At 61.9% G+C, this 24,922-nt stretch carries 13 protein-coding genes and 3 pseudogenes; 9 read left to right on the forward strand and 7 right to left on the reverse strand.

Annotated elements, in window-relative coordinates; translation table 11 throughout:
- Positions 1-1,251, reverse strand: coding sequence for a lipoprotein-releasing ABC transporter permease subunit (locus IFT47_RS23200; protein ID WP_108119677.1), 1,251 nt, complete (start codon positions 1,249-1,251; stop codon positions 1-3).
- A gap of 149 nt (positions 1,252-1,400) precedes the next feature.
- Here IFT47_RS23200 and IFT47_RS23205 point away from each other — a divergent pair, with 149 nt between their 5' ends.
- Both IFT47_RS23205 and IFT47_RS23210 read left to right on the forward strand, forming a co-directional pair.
- The gene (locus tag IFT47_RS23205; RefSeq protein ID WP_192174299.1) at positions 1,401-1,994 is read left to right on the forward strand and encodes a PilZ domain-containing protein; all 594 of its coding nucleotides are present in this window, start codon (positions 1,401-1,403) and stop codon (positions 1,992-1,994) included.
- Positions 1,995-2,068: 74 nt separating this feature from the next.
- Positions 2,069-2,791 carry a glycerophosphodiester phosphodiesterase gene (locus IFT47_RS23210; protein ID WP_192174300.1) on the forward strand — a complete coding sequence of 241 codons (723 nt, stop codon included), beginning with the start codon at positions 2,069-2,071 and terminating at the stop codon, positions 2,789-2,791.
- A gap of 42 nt (positions 2,792-2,833) precedes the next feature.
- Here IFT47_RS23210 and sthA read toward each other — a convergent pair whose 3' ends face one another.
- Together sthA and IFT47_RS23220 are read right to left on the reverse strand one after the other, a co-directional pair.
- Complete coding sequence (sthA, locus tag IFT47_RS23215; protein ID WP_122538030.1) at positions 2,834-4,228, reverse strand: Si-specific NAD(P)(+) transhydrogenase; 1,395 nt, start codon at positions 4,226-4,228, stop codon at positions 2,834-2,836.
- Between the two features lie 286 nt (positions 4,229-4,514).
- Positions 4,515-9,077, reverse strand: coding sequence for a dermonecrotic toxin domain-containing protein (locus tag IFT47_RS23220; RefSeq protein WP_192174301.1), 4,563 nt, complete (start codon positions 9,075-9,077; stop codon positions 4,515-4,517).
- A gap of 297 nt (positions 9,078-9,374) precedes the next feature.
- Between IFT47_RS23220 and tcuC the strand changes: the two genes are divergently transcribed.
- A complete protein-coding gene (tcuC, locus tag IFT47_RS23225; RefSeq protein WP_192174302.1) occupies positions 9,375-10,667 on the forward strand; it encodes an MFS transporter in 1,293 nt (430 codons plus the stop codon).
- 572 nt (positions 10,668-11,239) lie between these two features.
- Here tcuC and IFT47_RS23230 read toward each other — a convergent pair.
- Positions 11,240-12,703, reverse strand: a complete 1,464-nt coding sequence (locus IFT47_RS23230; RefSeq protein WP_065989594.1) for a glyceraldehyde-3-phosphate dehydrogenase — start codon at positions 12,701-12,703, stop codon at positions 11,240-11,242.
- A gap of 169 nt (positions 12,704-12,872) precedes the next feature.
- Here IFT47_RS23230 and mfd point away from each other — a divergent pair, with 169 nt between their 5' ends.
- The 4 genes and pseudogenes from mfd to IFT47_RS23245 form a co-directional block, all read left to right on the forward strand.
- On the forward strand, positions 12,873-16,337 hold the full coding sequence (gene mfd, locus IFT47_RS23235; protein ID WP_192174303.1) for a transcription-repair coupling factor: 3,465 nt from the start codon (positions 12,873-12,875) through the stop codon (positions 16,335-16,337).
- 9 nt (positions 16,338-16,346) lie between these two features.
- Positions 16,347-16,883, forward strand: coding sequence for a CsiV family protein (locus IFT47_RS23240; RefSeq protein WP_192174304.1), 537 nt, complete (start codon positions 16,347-16,349; stop codon positions 16,881-16,883).
- Positions 16,884-16,896: 13 nt separating this feature from the next.
- Positions 16,897-17,410: pseudogene (locus IFT47_RS28295) on the forward strand (SWIM zinc finger family protein); the annotation flags it as partial.
- Between the two features lie 62 nt (positions 17,411-17,472).
- Positions 17,473-19,605: pseudogene (locus tag IFT47_RS23245) on the forward strand (DEAD/DEAH box helicase); the annotation flags it as partial.
- A gap of 382 nt (positions 19,606-19,987) precedes the next feature.
- Here the strand turns inward: IFT47_RS23245 and IFT47_RS23250 are convergent.
- On the reverse strand, positions 19,988-21,649 hold the full coding sequence (locus IFT47_RS23250; RefSeq protein WP_342345388.1) for a VRR-NUC domain-containing protein: 1,662 nt from the start codon (positions 21,647-21,649) through the stop codon (positions 19,988-19,990).
- A 163-nt stretch (positions 21,650-21,812) separates the two neighbouring features.
- On the opposite strand from IFT47_RS23250, the gene IFT47_RS23255 reads away from it, so the two are divergent.
- Positions 21,813-22,316: a nucleoside 2-deoxyribosyltransferase gene (locus tag IFT47_RS23255; protein ID WP_192174306.1), complete on the forward strand. Its 504-nt coding sequence runs from the start codon at positions 21,813-21,815 to the stop codon at positions 22,314-22,316.
- A 177-nt stretch (positions 22,317-22,493) separates the two neighbouring features.
- Here the strand turns inward: IFT47_RS23255 and IFT47_RS23260 are convergent, their stop codons facing one another.
- Both IFT47_RS23260 and IFT47_RS23265 read right to left on the reverse strand, forming a co-directional pair.
- Positions 22,494-22,703: a hypothetical protein gene (locus IFT47_RS23260; protein ID WP_192174307.1), complete on the reverse strand. Its 210-nt coding sequence runs from the start codon at positions 22,701-22,703 to the stop codon at positions 22,494-22,496.
- A 65-nt stretch (positions 22,704-22,768) separates the two neighbouring features.
- Complete coding sequence (locus IFT47_RS23265) at positions 22,769-23,671, reverse strand: LysR family transcriptional regulator (RefSeq protein ID WP_192174308.1); 903 nt, start codon at positions 23,669-23,671, stop codon at positions 22,769-22,771.
- 148 nt (positions 23,672-23,819) lie between these two features.
- On the opposite strand from IFT47_RS23265, the pseudogene IFT47_RS23270 reads away from it, so the two are divergent.
- A pseudogene (locus IFT47_RS23270) lies at positions 23,820-24,895 on the forward strand (AbrB family transcriptional regulator).
- Positions 24,896-24,922: the final 27 nt, after the last annotated feature.

Here is a 24,922-nt window from a genome sequence, read left to right on the forward strand (position 1 = left end):
TCACTCATAACGTAGCGCCTCCGCCGGCTGGGTGCGCGCAGCACGCCAGGCTGGATACAGGGTGGCGAGGAAACTCAGGACCAGCGCCGCGCCGCATACCAGCAGCACGTCCTGGGCCATCAATTGCGAAGGCAGATAGTCGATGAAGTAGACATCCGCATTGAGGAACTTGTGACCGATCAAACCTTCCAGCGCGGAAATCGCCGAACTGACGTTGAGCGCCGCGAGAATGCCGACACCTGCGCCGATCAGCGTGCCGACCACACCGATGACCGTGCCCTGGACCATGAAGATCGCCATGATCTGGCCCGGGGTCGCGCCCAGCGTGCGAAGGATAGCGATGTCACCGCGCTTGTCGTTGACCACCATCACTAGCGTGGAAATGATGTTGAACGCCGCGACCGCCACGATCAGCAACAGCAGCAGGCCGATGATGGATTTCTCCATGCCGATCGCCTGATAGAGGTTGCCGTGGGTGCGCGTCCAGTCGCGGGAGTAATACTGGTGCTCGCCGAGATTCTGGGCGATTTCGTACGCGGTGCGCGGCGCCTTGAACAGATCGGTGAATTTCAGGCGCAAGCCCTGCACCTGGTCCGGCTTCCAGCGGTGCAGCCGCGCCAGGTCCTGCAGATTGGTGACGCCCAGGTAGCCGTCCAGCTCGCCGGCGCCGACATGAAAGATGCCGACTACGGTGAAGCGCTTCATGCGCGGGAACATGCCGGCCGGCGTCACGGTGACTTCCGGGGACACGAAAGTGACTTTGTCACCCATGCCGACACCGAGCTTGGTCGCGGCCTTGTCGCCGATCACCACGCCGAAACCGCCCGCGACCAGATCATCGAGGCTGCCCTGCTTCATGAATCCGTCGATGATCGACACCTTGCGCTCCTGCGCCGGGTCGATGGCGTTGAGCAGGATCTTCTGCACATTGCCGTTGTTGGTCAGCAGGCCTTGCATCTGGGTGAACGGCGCAACGGCTTCGACCTGTTTGTTCTGTTTGACCCTTGCGGCCAGGGCCTGCCAGTCATTGATCGGTTCGCCGGACTCGATGGTGGCGTGGGGCACCATGCCCAGCACGCGGGTGCGCATCTCATGGTCGAAGCCATTCATGACCGACAGCACGACGATCATCACGACCACGCCCAGGGCGAGGCCGATCATCGACGTCAGGGAAATGAAGGAGACAAAGTGATTACGGCGCTTTGCACGGGTGTAGCGCGTGCCGATGAATACAAAAAGAGGTCTGAACATTTAGGCGCTTGTTCGGAGGAATGGGAACGTGCTTGTGGCGGGCCTGGGGCAAGCGGCTTTACACTCGAATCACCGCTGAATCATGCTCGGAAAGCTGAGCTATGATCTTGAGCAATCACTCTGACAACCGCCGCTACCATGGGTTCGCCATGCCGACACTAGATGAAGAAGAACGCCGCGAATACTACCGTATCGAGGACAGCGTCGCACTGGAAATTAACCGGATTGCCGGCCCCGGCACGGGAGACGAACCTGGCCATCACGACACTTCGACGCTCTTCGATCTGCTGAGCGAATTGCACGTCGCTGAGTTCGAATCCCAGCACCTGCTGCGTCAGCTGGATGATCGCGACCGCACCACCAACAGCTTCCTTAGGGCGATGAGCAAACGCATCGACCTGCTCGGCCAAGTGGTTGCGCACACCGCACTGGGCAAGCTCGGCGCCCCGCAGCGCGTGATCATGTCCGAGGGCGGCCTGCAATTCGAAACCCCTCAACCCTTCCAGCCCGGCACCCTGCTGTCGGTGAAAATGGTGCTGATGCCCCAGGCTTCCGGGATGATGCTGCGCGCACGGGTGACGCAGTGCCATGCCTTGACCATCGGCGATTTTGACGTCGGCACGGAGTGGATCGAGCTCACCGATGCCCAGCGCCAGCTGCTGGCCCGACACATCCTGCAACGACAAGCCGCTCAGAGGCGACTGGCCCGTGAGCAAAGTGACCCCGACGTAAAGCCAAACTGATTCCAGCGCCACTTTCCAGCTCGACTTTATTTCAGAGCGATTTATTCCCGCGCCATGCGTACCAAGGAGTGATTGTGACCCTTATTTACGGCCACCGCGGCGCCAAGGGCGAAGCACCGGAAAACACCCTGACCAGCTTTCAGGAATGCCTCAAACACGGCGTCAAACGCTGCGAACTGGATCTGCATCTGTCCCGCGATGGCGAGCTGATGGTGATCCATGACCCGACCCTCAAGCGCACCACCGACCGGCGCGGCAAAGTTGTCGAACACGATGCCGCCGATCTGGTCACCTACGACGCGCGCAAGGGCGGCCCGGGCTGGGTGCAGCTCTGCCCCATTCCGCGCCTGGAAGAACTGTTCGAGAAATGCCCCTTCGATCACTGGCAGCTGGAAGTCAAAAGCGCGTCACGCACCCGTGCCGCAACGACCGTGCTGGCCATCCGCGAAATGGCTCAGCGCCACGGACTGCTGGAGAAAGTAACGATCACGTCGAGTTCCCGGGAAGTGCTGCGCGCGGCGTTGGAACTGACGCCGGACATTTCGCGCGGGCTGGTGGCGGAATACGCCTGGCTCGACCCGCTGAAAGTGGCTCAGGGCTACGGCTGCGAGATACTCGCGCTGAACTGGACGCTGTGCACGCCCGAGCGCTTGAAGAAAGCCCAGAATCAGGGCCTGCATGTGTCGGTGTGGACAGTCAACGAGCCCGCGCTTATGCGCAGACTCGCCGACTTCGGCGTTGACAGCCTGATTACAGACTTTCCCGGTTTGGCCAGCGCCACCCTTGGGAAGTACTGAAATCGGTCTCCCCGGCCGGCTCAGGCCACCGGCCGGAGCCGCTCAAAAAAGCCGGTTGAGGCCGTCGTACGCCGCTACCCGATAGGCCTCGGCCATGGTCGGGTAGTTGAACGTGGTGTTGACGAAATACTTGATGGTGTTCGCCTCTCCCGGCTGGTTCATGATCGCCTGACCGATGTGCACGATCTCCGATGCCTGGTCGCCGAAGCAGTGCACGCCGAGGATCTGCAGGGTTTCCCGGTGAAACAGGATCTTCAGCATGCCGACCGGCTCGTTGGAGATCTGCGCGCGGGCCATGCTCTTGAAAAACGCCTTGCCCACTTCGTACGGCACTTTGGCAACGGTCAGGTCATGCTCGTTCTGACCGATCGAGCTGATCTCGGGGATGGTGTAGATCCCGGTCGGCACGTCGTTGACGAAGCGCCACGCGCCGTTGTCCACCGCGCTGCCCGAGGCCGACCGACCCTGGTCATAGGCCGCACTGGCCAGACTCGGCCAGCCGATCACGTCGCCTGCGCCATAAATGTTCGGCTGGCTGGTGCGGTAGGCTTCGTCGACATCGATCTGCCCGCGACCGTTGGCTTTGATGCCGACGTTTTCCAGACCCAGCTTGTCGGTGTTGCCGGTACGGCCGTTACACCACAGCAAGGCGTCGGCCTTGACCTTCTTGCCGGACTTGAGGTGCAGGATCACACCGTTGTCCAGCCCTTCAACGCGCTCGTATTCCTCGTTGTGGCGAACCATCACGTTGTTGTTGCTGAAGTGATAGCTCAGGCCCTGGGAGATTTCCGAGTCGAGGAAGCTCAGCAGTTGGTCACGGTTGTCGATCAGTTCGATCTCGACGCCGAGGCCACTGAAGATGGACGCGTATTCGCAGCCGATGACACCTGCACCGTAGATGATCAGTTTGCGCGGGGTGTGACCCAGGCTGAGGATGGTGTCGCTGTCGTAGATACGCTTATGGGAAAAGTCGATATCGGCGGGCCGATAAGGCCGCGAGCCGGTGGCGATGATGATCTGGTTGGCAACCAGTTTTTCCACGACGCCGGTGTTGCACACGACATCAATGCTGCGCTCGTCGGCGAAGCTGCCGGTGCCGAAAAACACGTCGACACGGTTGCGCGCGTAGTAACCGGTGCGCGACGCCACTTGCTTGTTGATGACCTTCTCGGCGTTCTTCAGAACGTCCGGGAACGAGAACCAGCGTGGCTCGCCGATGGCGCGGAACATCGGGTTGGTGTTGAACTGGATGATCTGTTTGACCGAGTGACGCAGGGCCTTCGACGGGATCGTGCCCAGGTGCGTGCAGTTGCCGCCGACCTGCCGACGGCTGTCGACCATTGCCACCTTACGCCCGGCCTTGGCAGCGTTCATTGCCGCGCCTTCACCCGCCGGGCCCGAACCCAGCACTACCACGTCGTAGTTGTAGACAGCCATGCGTACTCCTCAGAACTGGCCGAGCCACCACTCTGGTGCCTCTGGCTGAATCATGCCGCTCCGGGCGGCATGAAGGATCGAAACTCGCGGCGCAGTCTAGTCGCACCGAGGGCAAACGACCATTAACCCTTGGTCGCGTCCCTCGGCAGACTTCACTGCACTGTTGCAGGTCGAGGGGCGGAAGCCTTACTCGACTGCAGAATTGCTGCGGATGATAAATCCCTTGCGTGACGAATCCTAAAAAAATCGCACGTCCAGGCAACTGCCTCTGCAGCGGCCCTGGAATTTACTCGGCCAGATGCAGAAACAACCGCTGCGCGAGTTCCTTGCCGATGGCACTGCGATAAATGCTCACGACTTCCTTATTGTCCTTGGCCGCCTTGAGCATCGCCCTGTAACCCATCAGTCGCTGTTCAGGCAGTTTCAGGTGCGCGGCGGTGAAGGCGTCGGCTGCGGCATCTTCACTGGCGTAATGAAAATGCGCCCACCACAGCAGATGGTCTTCCTTGTCGCGAATGGCGTATTCCTGCACGAAGTCGTTGCGGCGGGCGCCCGACATATTTTTTCGGCCGTCAACCCGGGCGATGTGCACCTCGTGCTGGCGATCCAGATAACTGATCCGGCTGGCTGTCGGCGGCTGTCGCTTGATCATGTCGATGCGCAATTGCCGGCCCTGCTCGCGAAGTCGCTGCCCGGCCTCACGCAACTCGTCCAGCAGCGTCTGCACGGCCTGGGCCCTGCTTTCCCCCGCGTCGGAATCGTCCAGATGAATCTGCAGCTTCTCCGCCAGCTCACCGAGCTTGTCGGCCTTTTGCACCAGGATGTCTTCCATGTCCTCGGGCTCACTGGCGCGAAGGGATTGGCGCACCGCACTGGCGATGTCAGTTTCTATCCGTTCCAGCAAGGCGCGGCCGCGACGCATGAGCTCTGCCAGCGGGACGATGCTGTCACGATTGGCCGGCTGGCGGCGCTGGTCCTCGAGTTCAACCCACTCCCCTTCCGCGTGCTGGTGGTACGTGCCGACGACGCGATCACCGGTGGCGTCCTTGACCTCCACGACTTCACCCAGTGAAGGCTCTTCACCTTCGCGCAGACGGCCAATCAACGTGCGTTGGCCTCGGGTCTTGATCACCCGCTTGCGCGTCTGGGCCGCGCGCGGAACATATTCGGCAAGCGTCTCGGCGGGCTCCTCGCTCTCGCGAATGAGGTCCGAAAGCCGGTGCTCGGCGCGGTCGGAGATCAACGAAAGATCCTCGAGAAAACGATTGAAATGCCCGGTATTGACCGCTTCGGGCTCACTTTCAAAGGCTGCGAGCGCGACTATCGAGGCCCGGTCATATTCCCTGAGGGAGCTTTCCAGCACAGCGATCTGTTCGGCGATCGTGTAATCGTGTGGCCTTTCCAGCTCGGCCTGAGAGCTCAGCGCCGAGTGCAGCGAGTCGTCGTTGAGCATGCGCTTGAGCGTCACCGCCCTGTGGGTGTCCAGGATGGTCTCGGCGCTGAAACACAGTTCGAGGGACGACCACATGCGACTGGCGCGCCAATCAACGAGGGAGAACATCCGGTTGTTGTAAAACTCCAGCGCTTCCGTGCGCCAGTATGCCTCGCCGACTTTCGGCACCTCGCGCAACCGCTGCCACAGCCCTTCCCTGACCAGCGCCCAGTGCACTCCGCTCTCTTGCAGCACCAGGGACTTCTCGAACAGCCCCAGATAGATACCGACATTCTCGAGAGAGAGAATCCCGGACACCGCGCGCATCCGGGCCAATTCTTCTTTAGCGACGATGAGCATGTCGCTGAGCAGCACGCCTTCAAGCAGACAGATCCGCCGGGCGATGCCTTGCAGATCCTTGGCATAGGTTTTGTCAGGGGTGCGATCGGCAGGGCGCAATGACTGGTCGATAGCATTTTTGCGGTCGATGATCTCCATCACGGCGCGGATGTCTGTTTCCAGCAACGAAGTGATCTCATGGTGCCTTTCGAGCGGCAGAGCATCGATACGGTTGTCGTTCTCCACAATCCTGATGTAAAGATCGTTCTGGCGCTTGAGCAGCTCGGACTTTTCCGCGATGGCCAGCTTGAGTCGGGCGGCGTTTTCCAGCGCGAGTTGCCGGGCGCTGCGCTTGGGGCCGCCGCCGCGGAGGCGCAGACCCAGGTCGAGACGCCAGCCCTCACCCTCAAGCGCAAGCCAGGGCCCGGTGAGTTCATCGTTTCGCGGGTCGACAATCTGCACGTCGTCGCCCACCTGAACCCTGTACACCGCACCATCGATGCGCGCGTACCACGCGCCATTCAGCTCATACAGCCCTTGGGTGCCAGCGGCGGCTGATGGCTCCGTCAGCAAAGGCGCTGGCCGGACTTCAAACGCCTGCAGCGCAACCTGCTGGGCAGCCGTCAGGCTCAGATCGGCGCGCGACCAGGAAAAATCCAGCTGTGTTCTCACTGTGCCGGGCAGCGGGTCGGGCTCTGCTACAGGCGTTGGCTCCGGGGCAAGGGTCGGACTGGGTGCAGCCAGCAGGTCTGCCAGATTCGGCCGAGCTACCCCGGCTGATCGCCCGCGCGCCGGGAGGACACGATTAGCCTGGGTGCTATGCAACAGCAACATCGCCACGGTGAGCAGCAAATTGCCCATGGATTCTTCACGATCACGGTCAGTGGCATTGCGCTCAGACGCCAGGGCCCCTTGCGCCTCGTTCATCATCTGCACCAGCCACAGCGCATTGCCGACGGGGCCGGAGACAAACGGCATGAGGGTTTCCAGCGCCAGCCAGCCACCGCGCTTGAGCAAGGCCCAGCGACTTTCTGCGTTGGACGTGGACTGCCGGTCCGCCAGCTCGACCAACGCGGCTGCATTGCCCTTGAACAGCGCAACCAGCGGGTCACCGACGACCTCGTCGACAGCCAACTGTGCAGGCGCCGGGATTTCCAGGGGTGCGAACTCCGAGCCCTGGCCGAAGCGCACGATGTGCGGCTGATCGAAGCCGCCATTGCCGTACATCTGCCGCGCGTGATCGTCCATCCACGTCAGCACGTCATCCTGAAGCTCACCGGGTTCGACGATGGCGGCGCGCAGGGCTGCCCAGGATTCGAATTCGATCAGCGACTGACGGGAAAACGGTCGATACAGCACCACCGGATCCCTGGACGTATCGCGGTCACTGATCACGAACATGTTGGCGACCGCATCAGCCTTCCTGCCAACCATGGCGCGGAAGGCCAGTGGACGCAACGTCGTGTTGCGCAGCGCTGAAGGGCGCTGTTCTGGCGGCTGCACGAGGGCGGCAACACGCTGACAGGCGCTGTCACAAAAGTGCCCCTCGCTCCGCATTTTCAGTTCCAGCGCCTGCAATGGCAGTTGCGCACGAAGCTGGTCGATGTACACCGCCTGACGCTTGGCGGATTCACCGGGGTCAGTCACCAGCACCCGTCTCAGCAGCGCAGGATAATGGCGCCCGATGTCCACCTGACACACCAGCAGCCGCAGGTAATCGGCGCTGAACCAGTCCGGCGCCGGGGTGCCGTCCCTGTGCACGACGTGCAGCGCACCGGCCGGCTCGCCGGAAAGGTTTTCCAGCGCAAACTCGGCGAGGCTCATGCGCACTGGCTCGACCACGCCCGAGGTGACCACCTGACCACCGCCGGGAATCGCGGCGGCGACCACTTTACGGATAACGACGTCCAGGTCGGCTATCAGCAGATCTGCGGCCTCCGGGTGATCGGCGAGCATTTCGCGCTGCAGTTGCTGACTGGCGTAATCGAGCAACGGCGGAATGTCTTCGTTGAACGTGCTTCCTGCGCCCGCTGGAGCGCTCGCCAACGCAATCATTCGACGGCTGAAATCCATGCGGTCGGCAACGCTGGCGTTGCGCAACCAGTCAGGAAGGGTTTCGGGGGTTTCCATCCCGGGGATAGCGGGGATCAGATAAGGCGTGACGTCTGTGGCGATGGCCATCCGGCGATCAAGATCGGCAAAATCTTCTGCGTCGGCGTGATCGAGCCGGGTGATCTGCTGCAATTGGCAAGCAAGGATTGACTGGGCCAATGCGTTGAACAGGTCTCCCTCAACCTCGCGCAGTGCCCAGCTCTCGGGGTGGATGGCTGCCGGCGAAGTATCGAGGCTGGCCAGCAGATCAGCCAGCGAGCCATGCCTGACGATCAGACCCGGCGACTGCCAGGTGAAAAACATCTCCGTGCCGCCCCACACACCGGTCGCTGCCAGTACGGGCAGGACTGACGTCGGTGAGGAAGCGTCCACTGCCTGGGGGATGCAGGCACGAACGACATCGTCCGCATGGACTTTGTCGATACTCAGCATGAAATTGCGTTGGGTCTGGTCGGGAAAATAAGCGATGGAACGAAGGAAATCGCCCTCGTTTTTGTGCAGCGCCGGGGTGTCGTTCAACGCTCGCAGATAGCCCTTCTTCAGTGCATCAGACAGCCGCGCCCAAGGGCTCTGCCCATCGGCAGCCGGCGCTTCCCAGAAATCCATCAGCGCCTGCTGGAACTGTTCGTTCAGCGCCAGAGCAACCGTATCGACCAGAATATTCAGGTGATCGAAATCGATGGGCGTCGGGGTCGCGTCCTGTACGGCGGGATCGATGACAAGTGTGTTGGCCTCGGAGCGCCAGAGGGGAGTCTTGCCCGTCAGGAATGCCTGCTGCAGATTTCTCAACAGTGTTTCCGCACGCTGGGTGCCGTCGGAGGCGGTTCGGGTGATGACGCAAATCTCGGGATCGATTTCGAGGTCCGGGAATTGTTGTTGCAGTGCGGATTGCAGCTGTTTGATCGCGACGTTATGCAAGGTCGGTCGCCGGGAAACTCCAGCGATCAGATGAAGGGTTGAGCTCATTGGCCAGTTAACTCGTGCAATGGATTGAGGATCGCTCAGGGCACCGTGAGGCACTGAGAGAATGTGCGGGGAGTTAAACCGGGAACGAGTCCATCGATGGGATACATAAATATTGTTTTCACGCGGGCGCAGCGGGAGGTCCGTGGTCGATGGCCGGGGCGTTCTGATTGCCAACCGCCAGCTTTACACATATCGTTACAAATCTGGGGCGCCCGAGGCCAAGCGCGGGCGCCGCAGCAGAGGACGCATAAATATAACGGATCCCCCCAGCTAGACAGCTTAAGTGAGTAATTCCAGATGGCCTCGAACACGGGCAAAGGCAAGGCGATATTTCGCGTTGTGAGCGGCAACTTCCTTGAAATGTTTGACTTCATGGTCTATGGCTTCTACGCCACAGCCATCGCCAAAACCTTCTTCCCCGCCGACAGTGAATTCGCATCGCTGATGCTGTCGCTGGCGACCTTCGGCGCCGGTTTCCTCATGCGCCCGCTGGGTGCGATTTTCCTCGGCGCCTACATCGACCACCACGGCCGGAAAAAGGGCCTGGTCATTACGCTGGCGATGATGGCCATGGGTACGGTGCTGATTGCCTGCGTGCCGGGCTACGCGACCCTGGGCGTCGCCGCGCCGCTGCTGGTGCTGATCGGGCGTCTGCTGCAAGGCTTCTCCGCAGGCGTTGAACTGGGCGGTGTCTCGGTTTATCTGGCGGAGATTTCCACGCCGGGCCGCAAGGGCTTTTTCGTCAGCTGGCAATCGGCAAGCCAACAGGCAGCGGTGGTTTTCGCCGGTCTGCTGGGTGTTGGCCTCAACCACTGGCTGAGCCCGGAAGACATGGGCCAATGGGGCTGGCGCGTGCCGTTCCTGATCGGCTGCCTGATCGTTCCGGCGATCTTCGTGATCCGTCGCTCGCTGGAAGAAACCCCTGAGTTCGAAGCCCGCGCGCAACACCACCGCCCAAGCCTGGGCGAAGTGGTCAAGTCGATCGGCCAGAACTTCGGACTGGTCATCGCCGGCATGGCGCTGGTGGTCATGACCACGGTGTCGTTCTACCTGATCACCGCCTACACCCCTACGTTCGGCAAAAACGAGCTGCACCTCTCCGATCTGGACAGCTTGCTGGTGACCGTTTGCGTCGGGATTTCGAACTTCATCTGGCTGCCAGTGATGGGCGCGCTGTCGGACCGGATCGGCCGCAAGCCCCTGCTGCTGGCGGCGACCATTCTGGCGATCATCACGGCGTACCCTGCCCTGTCCTGGCTGACCGCCAACCCGAGCTTCGGCAACCTGCTGATGGTCGAGCTGTGGCTGTCCTTCCTTTACGGCTCGTACAACGGCGCGATGGTGGTTTCCCTGACCGAGATCATGCCGGTCGAAGTGCGCACCACCGGCTTCTCCCTGGCCTACAGCCTGGCGACCGCGACGTTCGGCGGCTTCACGCCGGCGGCCTGTACTTACCTGATTCACGTGCTGGATAACAAAGCGGCTCCGGGCATCTGGCTGAGCGGCGCTGCGGTACTGGGCCTGATCGCCACGCTGGTGCTGTTCCGCAAGGGTCAGACACGGATTCAGGGTGTGACGGCGGTGAGCTGATCGCTGAGAGCTTCAAGCTTCAAGCCATAAGCTCAAGCAAAAAAACGCCCCGATTGATTCGGGGCGTTTTTGTTTCCTGATGACACGGCCACCTTCTCTGGTGATTGACAGTCAGCCTTCGCGAGCAAGCTCGCTCCCACAGGATCGTGGGTCGCCTCGGGATTTCAGCCGTTTCGTAGGACTTGTGGGAGTGACCGGGGTGGCGCTCCACCTTGCTCACGAAGAGGCCGGGGCAGCCAACCACTTTCTCTGGTGATTGACAGTCAGCCTTCGCGAGCAAGCTCGCCCCCACAGGATCGTGGGTCGCATCGGGATTTCAGCCGTTTCGTAGGACTTGTGGGAGTGACCGGGGTGGCGCTCCACCTTGCTCACGGAGAGGCCGGGACAGCCAGCCATTTTCTCTGGGGAATGAAAGTCAGCCTTCGCGAGCAAGCTCGCTCCCACAGGATCGTGGGTCGCCTCGGGATTTCTGCCAGTTCGCTGGACTAGCTCACACATGAAAACGCCCCGAACCAGTCGGGGCGTTTTTTTGTGCTTAGCGTTTCAGCTCACCGCTTGCCGCTGCTCTCAGCCTACTTCGGGAAAGCTGGCGGGTTGACCCCGGTCATTTCTTCCATGACGCGGACCACTTGGCAGCTGTAGCCGAATTCGTTGTCGTACCAGACGTACAGCACAACGCGGTTATCCATGGCGATGGTCGCCTCAGCGTCAACGACGCCGGCGTAACGCGAGCCGACGAAATCGGTGGACACCACTTCCAGGGAGTTCACGAAGTCGATCTGTTTGTGCAGATCGGAATACAGCGCGGTGTGGCGCAGGTATTCGTTCATCTCTTCGCGAGTGGTCGCCGTCCCCAGGTTCAGGTTGAGGATGGCCATCGAGACGTTTGGCGTTGGAACGCGGATCGCGTTACCGGTCAGCTTGCCGGCCAGCTCGGGCAGTGCCTTCGCCGCAGCGGTGGCGGCGCCGGTTTCGGTGATGACCATGTTCAGCGCGGCGCTGCGGCCACGGCGATCGCCCTTGTGGAAGTTGTCGATCAGGTTCTGGTCGTTGGTGTACGAGTGAACGGTTTCAACGTGACCGTTGACGATGCCGAACTTGTCGTTGACCGCCTTGAGCACCGGCACGATGGCGTTGGTGGTGCAGGATGCCGCGGAGATGATCTTGTCATCGGCGGTGATCTGCTGGTGGTTGATGCCGTGCACGATGTTCTTCAGCTTGCCCTTGCCCGGCGCGGTCAGGACCACGCGGTCGATGCCCGGGCACTGCAGGTGCTGGCCCAGACCCTCGGCATCACGCCATACACCGGTGTTGTCGACCAGCAATGCGTCCTTGATACCGTACTGGGTGTAGTCCACCTCGGCCGGGTTCTTGGCGTAGATCACCTGAATCAGGTTGCCGTTGGCGCAAATGGTGTTGTTGGCTTCATCGATGGTGATGGTGCCGTCGAAAGGACCGTGGACCGAATCACGGCGCAGCAGGCTTGCGCGCTTGACCAGATCGTTTTCAGCACCCTTGCGGACCACGATGGCGCGCAGACGCAGGCCGTCGCCGCCACCGGTTTTTTCGATCAGGATGCGTGCCAGCAGACGACCGATGCGACCGAAGCCGTACAGGACGACGTCAGTGCCCTTGCGCTCGCCGGAGTTCTGCTGACCAATGACTTCGGCCATTTCTTCGCGGATGAATTCTTCAGGAGTGCGGCCATTGGCTTCGGCCTTGTACTTCACCGCCAGCTTGCCCAGGTCCACCGAAGCGGCGCCCAGTTTGAGCTCGCTCATGGCTTTCACGAGGGGGAACGTCTCGTGTACGGACAACTCGCTGGCGTCGGCCTGGCGGTGACGCGCAAAGCGGTGTGCTTTGAGAATCGCGATGACTGAACGGTTGATCAGGCTGCGGCCATAGATCGAACTCACCACATTATTATTGCGGTAGAGCTGACCGATAAGCGGGATCATCGCCTCGGCGAGGGCTTCACGATCGATCCATTCACCAAGACACTGGTCGGGCTTCTGAGTCACGGGAACCTTCCACATGTAGGGGCTGAAAAAAGGGACTACATTATGCACAGGCCTTTGTTTATGAGCAATCCAGACTTTTCACGAGCTGGAGCACTACATAATTCCCGGCGCACAAAACTGACAGCGTCTCTGCGGATTAGTTACACTCCCCGGCTTTGCCGCAACGCCTGGAGCTTTAACTTCCGTGCCCGTTCTGCGCCTTCCGATTCTGCCTGCTGCAGCAGGCAAACAACATTGGGGTAACCTCCCCGGTGCCGCCCTGAGTCTCGCCATCGCCGAGGCTGCCAGCGCCGCGAAACGCTTCACCCTGCTGCTTACCGCAGACAGCCAGAGCGCCGAGCGACTGGAGCAGGAACTGAAGTTTTTTGCCCCTGATCTCCCGGTCCTGCATTTCCCCGATTGGGAAACCCTGCCCTACGATCTGTTCTCGCCCCATCAGGACATCATCTCTCAGCGCATCGCCAGCCTGTACCGGCTGCCGGAGCTGGTGCACGGCGTACTGGTGGTGCCGATCACCACCGCCCTGCACCGTCTGGCGCCGACCAGTTTTCTGCTGGGCAGCAGCCTGGTCCTCGACGTCGGCCAGAAGCTCGACGTCGACGCCATGCGCACCCGCCTTGAAGCCAGCGGCTATCGCTATGTCGACACGGTGTACGAGCACGGCGAATTCACCGTGCGTGGCGCTCTGATCGACCTGTTTCCGATGGGCAGCAAACTGCCTTACCGCATCGACCTGTTCGATGACGAAATCGAAACCCTGCGCACCTTCGAGCCGGAAACCCAGCGCTCCATCGACAAGGTCGATTCGGTGCGTCTGTTGCCGGCGAAAGAATTCCCGCTGCAGAAGGAAGCCGTGACGCGCTTCAAGGCCCGCTTCCGCGAGCGCTTCGACGTCGATTTCCGCCGCAGCCCGATCTTTCAGGACTTGAACAGCGGCATCACGCCGGCCGGTATCGAGTACTACATTCCGTTGTTCTTCGAAGAAACCTCCACGCTGTTCGACTACCTGCCCCAGGACACCCAGGTGTTCTCGATGCCGGGGATCGAAGCGGCGGCCGAGACGTTCTGGAAGGACGTGCGCAACCGTTACGAAGAACGCCGTGTCGATCCTGAACGTCCGTTGCTGCCGCCGGCCGAGCTGTTCCTGCCGGTGGACGACTGCTTCGCGCGCCTGAAGAACTGGCCGCGGGTGGTTGCCAGCCAGGACGACGTCGAAAGCGGCGTTGGCCGCGAGCGTTTTCCGGCACAGGTGCTGCCTGATCTGGCCATCGAAGCCAAGGCCAGCCAGCCGTTGGCAGCGCTGTCGAAATTCCTCGGCGAATTTCCCGGCCGCGTGCTGTTTACCGCCGAATCCGCCGGTCGCCGCGAGGTGCTGCTGGAACTGCTCGAACGCCTGAAGCTGCGCCCGAAAACCCTGGACAGCTGGCAGGAGTTCGTCGACAGCAAGGAGCGCCTGGCAATCACCATCGCGCCGCTGGACGAAGGCCTGGTGCTGGAGCAGCCGGCGTTGGCGCTGGTGGCGGAAAGCCCGCTCTTCGGTCAGCGGGTCATGCAGCGTCGCCGCCGCGACAAGCGCGCCGACAGCCACGCCAGCGATGCGGTGATCAAGAACCTGGCCGAGCTGCGTGAAGGCGCCCCGGTGGTGCACATCGATCACGGGGTCGGCCGTTATCTGGGGCTGGCAACGCTGGAAGTCGAAAATCAGGTCGCCGAGTTCCTCATGCTGGCCTACGCCGAGGACGCCAAACTGTATGTGCCGGTTACCAACCTGCACCTGATCGCCCGTTACACCGGCAGCGATGACGAGCTCGCACCCTTGCACCGCCTGGGTTCCGAGACCTGGCAGAAAGCCAAGCGCAAGGCCGCCGAACAGGTCCGCGACGTGGCCGCCGAGCTGCTCGACATCTATGCCCGCCGCGCGGCTCGCGAAGGGTATGCCTTCGCCGATCCGAAGCTGGACTACGACACCTTCAGCGCCGGCTTCCCGTTCGAAGAAACCCCGGACCAGCAGACCACCATCGAAGCCGTGCGCGCCGACATGCTCGCGCCCAAGCCCATGGACCGTCTGGTCTGCGGCGACGTCGGTTTCGGCAAGACCGAAGTGGCCATGCGTGCAGCGTTCATCGCCGTGCACGGTGGCCGCCAAGTGGCGATTCTGGTGCCGACCACCCTCCTCGCCCAGCAGCACTACAACAGTTTCCGCGACCGTTTCGCTGACTGGCCGGTGACGGTTGAAGTGATGAGCCGCTTCAAATCGGCGAAAGAGATCAACGCCGCCGTCGCCGATCTGGCCGAGGGCAAGATCGACATCGTCATCGGCACCCACAAGTTGCTGCAGGACGACGTCAAGATCAAAAACCTGGGGCTGGTGATCATCGACGAAGAGCACCGTTTCGGTGTGCGTCAGAAGGAACAGCTCAAGGCCCTGCGTAGCGAGGTCGACATTTTGACCCTCACCGCCACGCCGATCCCGCGCACCCTGAACATGGCCGTGGCCGGAATGCGCGACCTGTCGATCATCGCCACCCCGCCCGCACGACGTCTGTCGGTGCGCACCTTCGTCATGGAGCAGAACGAGCCGACGGTCAAAGAAGCGTTGCTGCGTGAGTTGCTGCGCGGCGGTCAGGTGTACTACCTGCACAACGATGTGAAAACCATCGAGAAGTGCGCGGCGGACCTGGCCGAACTGGTGCCGGAAGCGCGCATCGGCATCGGCCACGGGCAGATGCACGAACGCGATCTCGAACAGGTGATGAGCGACTTCTACCACAAGCGCTTCAACGTGCTGATCGCCTCGACCATCATCGAGACCGGCATCGACGTGCCGAGCGCCAACACCATCATCATCGAACGTGCCGACAAATTCGGTCTGGCCCAGCTGCACCAGTTGCGCGGCCGGGTCGGGCGCAGTCACCACCAGGCCTACGCCTACCTGCTGACACCGCCGCGCAAGCAGATCACCCCGGATGCCGAGAAGCGTCTGGAGGCGATCGCCAACACCCAGGACCTCGGCGCGGGCTTCGTGCTCGCCACCAACGATCTGGAAATCCGTGGCGCCGGCGAACTGCTGGGCGATGGACAGAGCGGACAGATCCAGGCGGTGGGCTTCACCCTGTACATGGAAATGCTCGAACGTGCGGTCAAATCGATCCGCAAGGGCGAGCAGCCCAATCTCGACCAGCCGCTGGGTGGCGGTCCCGAGGTGAATCTGCGGGTGCCGGGGCTGATTCCGGAAGCCTATCTGCCAGACGTGCACACGCGCCTGATTCTGTACAAACGCATCGCCAACGCCGCCGACGAAGAGGGCCTCAAGGACCTGCAGGTCGAGATGATCGACCGCTTCGGGCTGCTGCCGGAACCGACCAAGAATCTGGTGCGCCTGACCTCGCTCAAGCTGAAGGCCGAGCAACTGGGCATCAAGAAAGTCGATGCCGGTCCCCAGGGCGGACGCATCGAATTCGCGGCGGAGACCCCGGTCGACCCGCTGACGCTGATCAAGCTGATCCAGAGCCAGCCCAAACGCTACAAGTTCGAAGGCGCCACGCTGTTCAAATTCATGGTGCCGATGGAGCGTCCCGAGGAACGCTTCGCCACACTGGAGGCGCTGTTCGAACGCTTGACCCCACCGCCTTCCAAAAAATCGGCTTAAGGATTCACCATGGGTTTGATCCGCTCCTTCACCCTGCTGCTGGTGCTGTTTGCCCCGGCGGCCTTCGCCGATGGCACCTATCAGGTGGAACTGATCCTGTTCCGTCAGAACGGCGAGCCGGCGGCGACCAATCAACCCGCGCCGGAAGACTGGGCCGCCGGGGCGCAACGGCTGGGCGCGGACAGCCAGACGCCCACGGCGCTGGATACGCTGGTGAACAAGCTCGAATCGAGCGATGGCTATAAAGTGCTGCTGCACACAGCCTGGCAACAGGACCTCAGTGCCACGCCGAGCAAGGTGGCGATCAGCGACGGCCAGGAGCAGTTCGGCCATTTCCCCATCGAGGGCACGGTGAGCCTGGGTCTGGCACGCTTTACCGACATCGACGCGAACTTCTGGGTCAACCAGCTGGACAGCCACGGCGTGCTGGTGACCAGCGAGCGCATGCGTCAGGCCACTCGCGTCAGAAACGGAGAACTTACTTATATGGACAACGGAAGCCTCGCCATGCTGATCAAGGTTTCCCCCGTCCAGCCACCGCGTTGACGCAGGCCTAGACGTGGCGTCCCTACTGGAAAAAGCCCTCGCCCTGCCGTGGGAACCGCTGTTCAAAACCCAGGCGGTCGAGCGGGGTCTGGAGTACGCGCGGCAGAAGCGCGTGATGCTCGAACACTTGAGCGGCGATGTCGTGCGCACAGTGTGCCGGGGTTCCAGCCTGGAGAACTACACCCAGACGCTGTTGTTCAAGGACCCGGAGCGCACGCGCAATTTCATTGTCGGCAAATGCACCTGCCCGGTGAGAAACAACTGCAAGCACTGTGCGGCGGCGCTGTTCTTCTTGCAGGACCCGGCCAACAGCCCCGGCATTCTTGCAGCGGTGGACGGCGAGCCAACTGCGCGCAGACCGAAAGTCGTCGAGCAAAAACCCAAGTTGCCCGAGCGCCTGGAAAAGAACATCAAGCCCGAGCCGCGGCTGATTCTCGCCAGCTTCGAGTACAGCGCCTACGAGCCGCGCAACGGCAAGATGCAGCGGCATATCCAGCACCGCGCAGCCCTGGCGTTTCGCTACCGTGAATCCTATGTGTCTGGCGTGCCCGCCCCCGGCCGTGGCGGCGACATCCTCTGGCATCTGCCGGACGAAATTCTGCGAACCCGCCGCCATCCGGAGCGTGAAGGCGAGTACCGCAAGCAGCTTCAGGAACTGGGCTTTCGCATCGCGACCCGGCAGAGCAAGGCGCTGCCGGACAGTGCCGGCGAGATGTTCGAACTGCCCACCGACAAGGCCTGGCTGAGCTTCATTCTCGATGACCTGCCCCGGCTGCGCGCCGAAGGCTGGCAGATCGAGATGAGCGAAGACTTCGGCTTCGACGTGACGCCGGTGGACGATTGGTATGCGGTGGTCGACGACGAGCCGGAGCGCGACTGGTTCGATCTGGAGCTGGGGATCATCGTCAATGGCGAGCGGCTGAGCCTGCTGCCGATTCTGATCAATCTGCTGCGCACGCACCCGGAATTGATGACCGCCAGCGGCATCGCCAAGCGCCGCGACGACGAGCAGCTGCTGGTTCAGCTCAACCATTTCACCCAGCGCGGCGGCGTGCCGATTCAGGTGGCGCTGCCTTATGGCCGGCTGAAACCGGTGCTGGCGACCCTCGGCGATTTTTACTGGCGCGAGGACGGCAACAACGCCATTCGCCTGAACACCGCCGACGCCGCGCGGCTGCGGCAGCTCGATGACCTGCCGCTGGTGTGGCAGGGCGGCGACCGGCTGCGGCAGTTTTCCGAGCGACTGGTGAACATCAAGGACGTGCGCGGTGAGGTGCCGGAGGGCCTGAACGCCACGTTGCGGCCTTATCAGCTGGAGGGCCTCAGCTGGATGCAGGCGCTGCGCGAGCTGGAAGTCGGCGGTGTGCTCGCTGATGACATGGGCCTGGGCAAGACCCTGCAAACCCTGGCGCACCTGCTGCTGGAAAAACAGGCCGGGCGTCTCGACCGGCCGGCGCTGGTGGTGATGCCCACCAGTCTTATTCCCAACTGGATGGACGAGGCGAAGCACTTCACGCCGCAACTCAAGGTGCTGGCGCTGTTCGGCACCCAGCGCCACCAGGATTTCAAACGGCTGCAGGATTACGACCTGATCCTGACCACTTACGCGCTGCTGCCCCGAGACGTCGAAGTGCTCAGCCAGCAACTGCTGCATGTGCTGGTGCTCGATGAGGCGCAATACATCAAGAATCCCACCAGCAAAGCGGCTCAGGCGGCGCGTCAGTTGAATGCTCGGCAGCGTCTGTGCCTGAGCGGTACGCCGCTGGAAAACCACCTGGGCGAGTTGTGGTCGCTGTTCCATTTCCTGATGCCCGGCTGGCTGGGGGATGCCAAGCAGTTCAACAGCAATTACCGCACGCCGATCGAGAAGTTGGGCAACGAGCAGCGTCTGGAGCACCTCAACGCGCGGATCAAGCCGTTCCTGCTGCGCCGGACCAAGGAGCAGGTGGCCACCGAGCTGCCGCCGAAAACCGAGATCGTGCATTGGGTCGAGCTCAACGACACCCAGCGCGATGTGTACGAAACCATGCGCCTGGCGATGGACAAGAAGGTCCGCGACGAGATCACCCGTAAAGGCGTGGGGCGCAGTCAGATCATCATTCTTGAGGCGCTGCTCAAGCTGCGTCAGGTCTGCTGCGACCTGCGGCTGGTCAACAGTGCGCCGGTCAATCCGCGGCAGTCGAGTTCGGGCAAGCTGGACAGCCTGATGGAGATGCTGGAGGAGTTGTTTGCGGAGAATCGCAAGATTCTGTTGTTTTCGCAGTTTACGTCGATGCTGGAGTTGATCGAGGCGGAGTTGAAGCAGCGCGGGATCGCGTATTCGCTGCTGACCGGGAAGACCAGGGATCGGCGGGTGCCGGTACAGGATTTCCAGAGCGGGAAGCATCCGATCTTCTTGATCAGTCTGAAGGCGGGTGGCACGGGGTTGAACCTGACGGCGGCCGATACGGTGATTCACTACGATCCGTGGTGGAACCCTGCGGCGGAGAATCAGGCGACGGATCGGGCGTATCGGATTGGTCAGGATAAGCCGGTGTTCGTGTACAAGATGATTGCGCGGGGGACGGTGGAGGAGAAGATTCAGCATTTGCAGCAGGAGAAGGCGGCGCTGGCGGCCGGTGTGCTGGATGGGCGCAAGGCCGGGGACTGGAAGTTGCAGGATGAGGATATTGCGGCGTTGTTTGCGCCGTTGCCGGTGGTGGCCAAGAAGGTGAAGCGCTAAGGCGGGTTGTTTTTAGGATCAAGAGCGTCGGCCTAACGGCCTCGGTTTCGCCTTCGGCGAGTTACTTGGAAAAGCACCCCAAGTAACCAAGGGTGCTTGCTCCTGGTTGGGCTCCTCCTTCGTCGGAGTACCTTCACTCCGGTCTCGCTCCGTGGGCCCGCGCCGAACGGACATCCATGTCCTGACGGCGCTCTCGCCGCATCCATGCGGCTCGGCCCACTACGCAAGACCTGCGTTCAGCCTGCACCCAAGTCGCGATTGGCGGTGACTGGTCTTCTTTCGTACGAAGATCAAAAGCGTTTAGTAGGACCGGCTTTAGCCGGGAAGAGGCCAGTTGGGGCGCTAAAAATGTTGCGGATGTACGGGGTCGGGGAAACCGGTGTCACCCAGTTGCCAATAGGTCTTCTTCCGCCCATTTCACGTAGCACACCACCACCGGCATTTCATGTTCGGCGCAGAAGTCGATCCAGCGCAGTTGGTTGTCTTGCAGGCGGTCGCCGGGGCCTTTGACTTCGATCATTCGGTAGCGGCGTTGCGCGGGGTAGAACTGGATGAGGTCGGGCATGCCGGTGCGGTTGGCTTTGATGTCTTGCAGCAGGCGTCGGAACCAGCGTTTGAGGTGTTGCGCCGGCAGGCAGTGCAGCGCTTGATCCAGCAGCTCCGGGGTCAGGGTGCCCCAGAACACGAAGGGCGATTGCAGTCCGAATTTGCTGGCGTAGGTGTCGCGGATCACTGCTTCGTAGCGCTGGTCGTCGAGCTGCGCCAGGCACTCGTCGAACAGGGCCGCGCGGCGCTGGTAGAAGTCCGGGCTGTAGAGGTCACTCGGTGCGCTATGGAACGGGTGGAAAAACGCGCCGGGTAGCGGCGCAAAGATCGCCCGCCAACAGAGCAGACCGAACAGCGAATTGACCAGCGCGTTCTCCACGTAGTGCACCTCGCTGCCCTCTTCCGCCAGGTGCTGCTGGATCAGCCGTTCGACGCTGTGATCGGGAAGCGGCAGCACGCTCAAATCAAGCCGAGTGACGGCTCGTTTCAACCGTTTCTGCACGCTGCCCTCGCCCAACTTGCGCTTCAGACGGGGTTGTATGCGCAGCAGGTGTTGGGTTTCTTCGTCGTTTTCCGGCGCCGATTGCGCTTCCAGCAACAGCGTCATCGCGTCGGTGAATTGTTCGCTGCGTTCGAGCACGCGGATCCTCCGCACACGGGCGCCGGGGTAGCTGGACTGCGCGTAAACGCTCAATGCCAGCGGCCAGTCCTGTTCACGCTCGGCCTGCTGACCGATCTTGAACAAGAGCTTGGCGCGACGCATGGCCAGCCAAGGGTTGTCGGTCTCGACGGCCAGCGCTTGAGGCGCCAGGTCGGCCAGTGCCATGCCGTCGTCCAGCGCCTGCCGGCAGGTGTGCAGGTGCAGGCAGATGTCGATGTCGGCGCGTTGATTGATGCCACGGGACTCGACGGAAAATTCGACTTTTTCGTAGCGATAGATGCCCAGGTCCGCCAGCACGAACTCCGACCACTCCTGGTAGAGATTGCCGAAGTACAGCAGGCGAAGCCGGTCGCACAGTGGCATGACCTGCAGCGCGAAGATCACTTCTTCGAACCCGGCAAACCAGTGCTCCAGGCGCTGGGGTGCTTCGTAGATCGGCAACAGGCGCTGCAGGAGGTCGGATTTTTTCTCGGCGCTTTTGACGCCGTGGGCCTTGAAGCACTGGCCCAGTTCGTCTTTGCGCAGCAACGCAAACAGGGCGTGGAGATCGAGATGGGGTTGGCCGTCCACCCAACCGGACTCCAGCAATGGCGCGGCGGCCAGTCGGACGTCGCCGATCTCGGCGTAATCCAGTTTGCTGGCGCGGAACAGCGTGCCTTTGCGCATGACCATGCGCACCAGCAGCGCCTGTGCAGGCTGCGGCAGTTGGGCAAAGTCGTCGATGAAACGCCGCTCGTCTTCATCGAGCAGGTCGTCGTAGCGCTGGGCGATCCAGTTCAGCACCTGGCGGAAGTTTTCCAGGTAGTAAAACGGATTGTCGAGGGGGGAAGGGCTCACGGCGAGGTCACGTAAAGGCTGACGGGAGAGCGTCAGGATACTGGTTATCCGTACAGATTCCAGCCCTGCCTGCTGTAGGATGGCGCCGGCCCGATCAACGGCGCGGACCAAAGAGCACTGCTCACCCGTTAGACTCGCTCCACGCATTTTCCAGGAGATCGCCATGCCTTCCGTCAGCCACCCCCTTATCTATCTCGCGGGCTTCGACGTATTTCGCGCCGACGCCATCGAGCACGGCCGCTATCTGAAAGCCCTGTGCGATCAGCACGGTCTTGAGGGTTTGTACCCGTTTGATAACGAAGTGCCGCAGGGGCTGAGCCCTGAAGAGGCGGCTGCGGTGATTTGCAACGCCAACATTGCGATGATCAAACGCTGCGACGCGGTGCTGGCCAACTTGAACCCCTTTCGCGGCGCCGAGCCGGATTCAGGCACGGCCTTCGAAGTGGGCATGGCGGTTGCCCTAGGCAAACCGGTGTGGGCGTATTTCGCAGCGAATGGCGCGTTGCGTGAGCAGATTGCCCATGATGCGGCGGGCTTTGATGGGCAAGGGTTTCAGGTGGAAGATTTCGGCCTGCCGCGCAATCTGATGCTGGCGTGTACCTGGGTTGGCAGTAGCGAAACGGCCGAAAAAGCGATTGAGGCATTGGCTGAGCATCTGGCTGGCTGAACCCAAACCCTGTAGGAGTGAGCTTGCTCGCGATGGCGTCGTATTTACCACTGAATATCCAGCGGATGTACTGGCCTCTCCGCGAGCAAGCTCGCTCCCACAAGGTTTGCATCTGCTGCGAGACCGTGGAACGGTTCACGACTGGAGATCTCCGACAATCGAGCGCCAGCGCCCCGCCTATTCCAGATTCGACGAACTGATGTCCAGCTTGTCGGCATCGGCAAACTCGTCCAGATCCAGTTCGCTCAAGTCCAGCTCGCCCTCCGGATCGCGGTCTTCGTCGGAATCGGCGTCGTTGAGGGGCGACTGATCGCCGCCGAAATGCTCGCCGTCGTGTGCCCAATAAGCAATTGCGTGGATGTCCGGCTGGTTTGTCTGTAGCTGCATCGTTGACGCTCCGTAGGTGAATGTCGTTAAGCAGGCTAACCCACCCGGCGGGGTAAAAGCACAGGTCACGACCAATTGAGGAAGGATCCGCCGTCATCGCGCAGCATCTGCACCATGGCGTGGGCGGCAGGCGACAGATAGCCTTCGCGGCGGAGCATGACGCAAATGGTCCGCGTCATGGTGGTCTGCTCCAGCGGCACCTCGCGCAGGTCCTGCATGTTCTTGCCGAACTCCAGCGTCTCCCGGGCGATGAAGCTCAGCAGGCTGGTCTGGGCAATCAACCGGGGCAGCAGGGAAATCGAATTGGACTCGATCTGCACTTCCGGCAGCGGCAGGTCGTGGCGGGTGAAGGCGTCGTCGACCCAGATGCGCGACGACACGCCGGAGGGCGGCAGAACCCAGCGGTAGCGGCACAGGTCGCGCATCTCGAACGGCGCCTGGAAGATCGGATGGTTGCGGCTGGCGATCACCACGGCTTCGTCGGTCAGGATCGGGTAGAAGCTGAATTCCTCCTCGGCACTGCGCTGGGCGCAGATGATCATGTCCAGGTGCCCGGAGCGCAGTTGCTCGCGCAGCATGTCGTCCTGACCGATCACCAGCTTGAGCGTGACCTGCGGCGAGCGTTTGAGCAGCGCACTGGTCAGTTCCGGCAGCAGGTACTCGGCCATGGTGGCCGCACAGCCCAGCCGGATATCCCCTACCGCGCCACTGGCGAAATCCCGCACCTCGCGCTGGGTCTGGGCAATGCTTTGCTGCAGCACCTTGCCCCGAGCCTGCAGCAGTTCGCCGACCGGCGTGAGCTTGATTCGGCGGCCGTCACGCTGGAACAGCTTGGTGCCGAAGGATTCCTCCAGCCGCTGAATGCTTTTGGTCAACGCGGGCTGGCTGCGATTGAGCTTTTCAGCCGCGCGCCCGAGGTGACCGAGCTCGGCGATGGTTTCGAAATAGGTCAAGTCACGGAGGTCCATATATCAACCAAAGTTATCGATTCATGATTATTAGAAAATAGACTTGATCGATTGCGCTGTCGATACTGGGCGTCATTGGAAATGCACTCGGCAGGGAAGCACTCAGGTCACTCCTTATCAGGAAATGCCAATGCTCTGGAGATCCGCGTTGCCACGCCCCGCCTCGTTTGCCCTCGCCCACCAGCACCCGCTGACCCAATGGCTGCTGCTCATCCTCATGGCCGGTAGCGCCGGCCAACTGTTCAAATACTTCCACATCCCCGCCGCGCTGTTTCTCGGGCCCATGCTGGTGGCGATAGGCTTCGGCGTCGCCGGGGCCAGCGTTCGTCTGAACAAGCAGGTGTTCCGCCTCGGCCAGGGCACGGTCGGCGTGCTGGTCGCCCACTCCATGACCGTCGGCGTGCTGCTCGCGGCGATGCAGTCCTGGCATGTCATGGTGTTCGCCACCTTGCTCACCGTCGCGTTGAGTGCCGTGGTCGGCATCGCCATGGCGCGCTGGGGCGGCATTCAGAGCAGCACTGCAGCGTGGGGCACTTCGCCGGGCGCGGCGTCGGCGATGGTCGCGATGGCCGAGGATGACGGCGCCGACTCTCGAGTGGTCGCCACCATGCAATACGTGCGAGTGGTCTGCGTGGTGATGGTCGGCGCGCTGGTCAGTCGGCTGATCGGTGCCGATGCCGGCGGTTCGGAGGCCCACAGCACGGACGCGCTGTTGCACGGGATGAACCTGCTCAACCTGGGTTTGAGCCTGCTGGTGATCGGGGTCGGCGTGATCCTCGGCAGTCGCTTGCCAGCCGGGGCCTTGCTGGTGCCCTTGCTGCTCGGCGGCGCGCTGCAGTTGAGCGGCCTGTTGCAGATCACCCTGCCTGGGTGCTGGCGATTGCCTACGGCGCGATCGGCAGTTACATCGGCCTGCGCTTTGATCGCGTGACCATCAGCTACGTCTGGCGGCGGCTGCCCGCGATGATCGCCGGGGCGCTGGTGCTGATCCTGCTCTGCGCCCTGTCGGCCTGGGGCATCGCGGAAATCATGGGCAAGGACTTCCTCTCGGTGTACCTGGCCACCAGCCCGGGCGGTCTTGATGCCATGGCGATCATTGCCATCGACACCCATTCCGACGTCGGCTTCGTGCTGGCGATGCAGACGCTGCGACTCTTTGCTGTGATCGTGACGGGGACCTATATCGCCCGGCAGGTGATTCGTGTGTCGCAACGATTTGCCTGACGGAGCGGAGCCGGCTGATTGAAGAGA

Source organism: Pseudomonas sp. CFBP 13711 (assembly GCF_014842265.1).
Lineage (GTDB): Bacteria > Pseudomonadota > Gammaproteobacteria > Pseudomonadales > Pseudomonadaceae > Aquipseudomonas.

Excerpts from the sequence above, each read along its gene's own strand:
- IFT47_RS23200 (WP_108119677.1), bottom strand. The coding sequence starts at position 1,251 with ATGTTCAGACCTCTTTTTGTATTCATCGGCACGCGCTACACCCGTGCA.
- IFT47_RS23205 (WP_192174299.1), top strand. The coding sequence starts at position 1,401 with ATGCCGACACTAGATGAAGAAGAACGCCGCGAATACTACCGTATCGAG.
- sthA (WP_122538030.1), bottom strand. The coding sequence starts at position 4,228 with ATGGCTGTCTACAACTACGACGTGGTAGTGCTGGGTTCGGGCCCGGCG.
- IFT47_RS23220 (WP_192174301.1), bottom strand. The coding sequence starts at position 9,077 with ATGAGCTCAACCCTTCATCTGATCGCTGGAGTTTCCCGGCGACCGACC.
- tcuC (WP_192174302.1), top strand. The coding sequence starts at position 9,375 with ATGGCCTCGAACACGGGCAAAGGCAAGGCGATATTTCGCGTTGTGAGC.
- IFT47_RS23230 (WP_065989594.1), bottom strand. The coding sequence starts at position 12,703 with ATGTGGAAGGTTCCCGTGACTCAGAAGCCCGACCAGTGTCTTGGTGAA.
- IFT47_RS23240 (WP_192174304.1), top strand. The coding sequence starts at position 16,347 with ATGGGTTTGATCCGCTCCTTCACCCTGCTGCTGGTGCTGTTTGCCCCG.
- IFT47_RS23255 (WP_192174306.1), top strand. The coding sequence starts at position 21,813 with ATGCCTTCCGTCAGCCACCCCCTTATCTATCTCGCGGGCTTCGACGTA.
- IFT47_RS23260 (WP_192174307.1), bottom strand. The coding sequence starts at position 22,703 with ATGCAGCTACAGACAAACCAGCCGGACATCCACGCAATTGCTTATTGG.
- IFT47_RS23265 (WP_192174308.1), bottom strand. The coding sequence starts at position 23,671 with ATGGACCTCCGTGACTTGACCTATTTCGAAACCATCGCCGAGCTCGGT.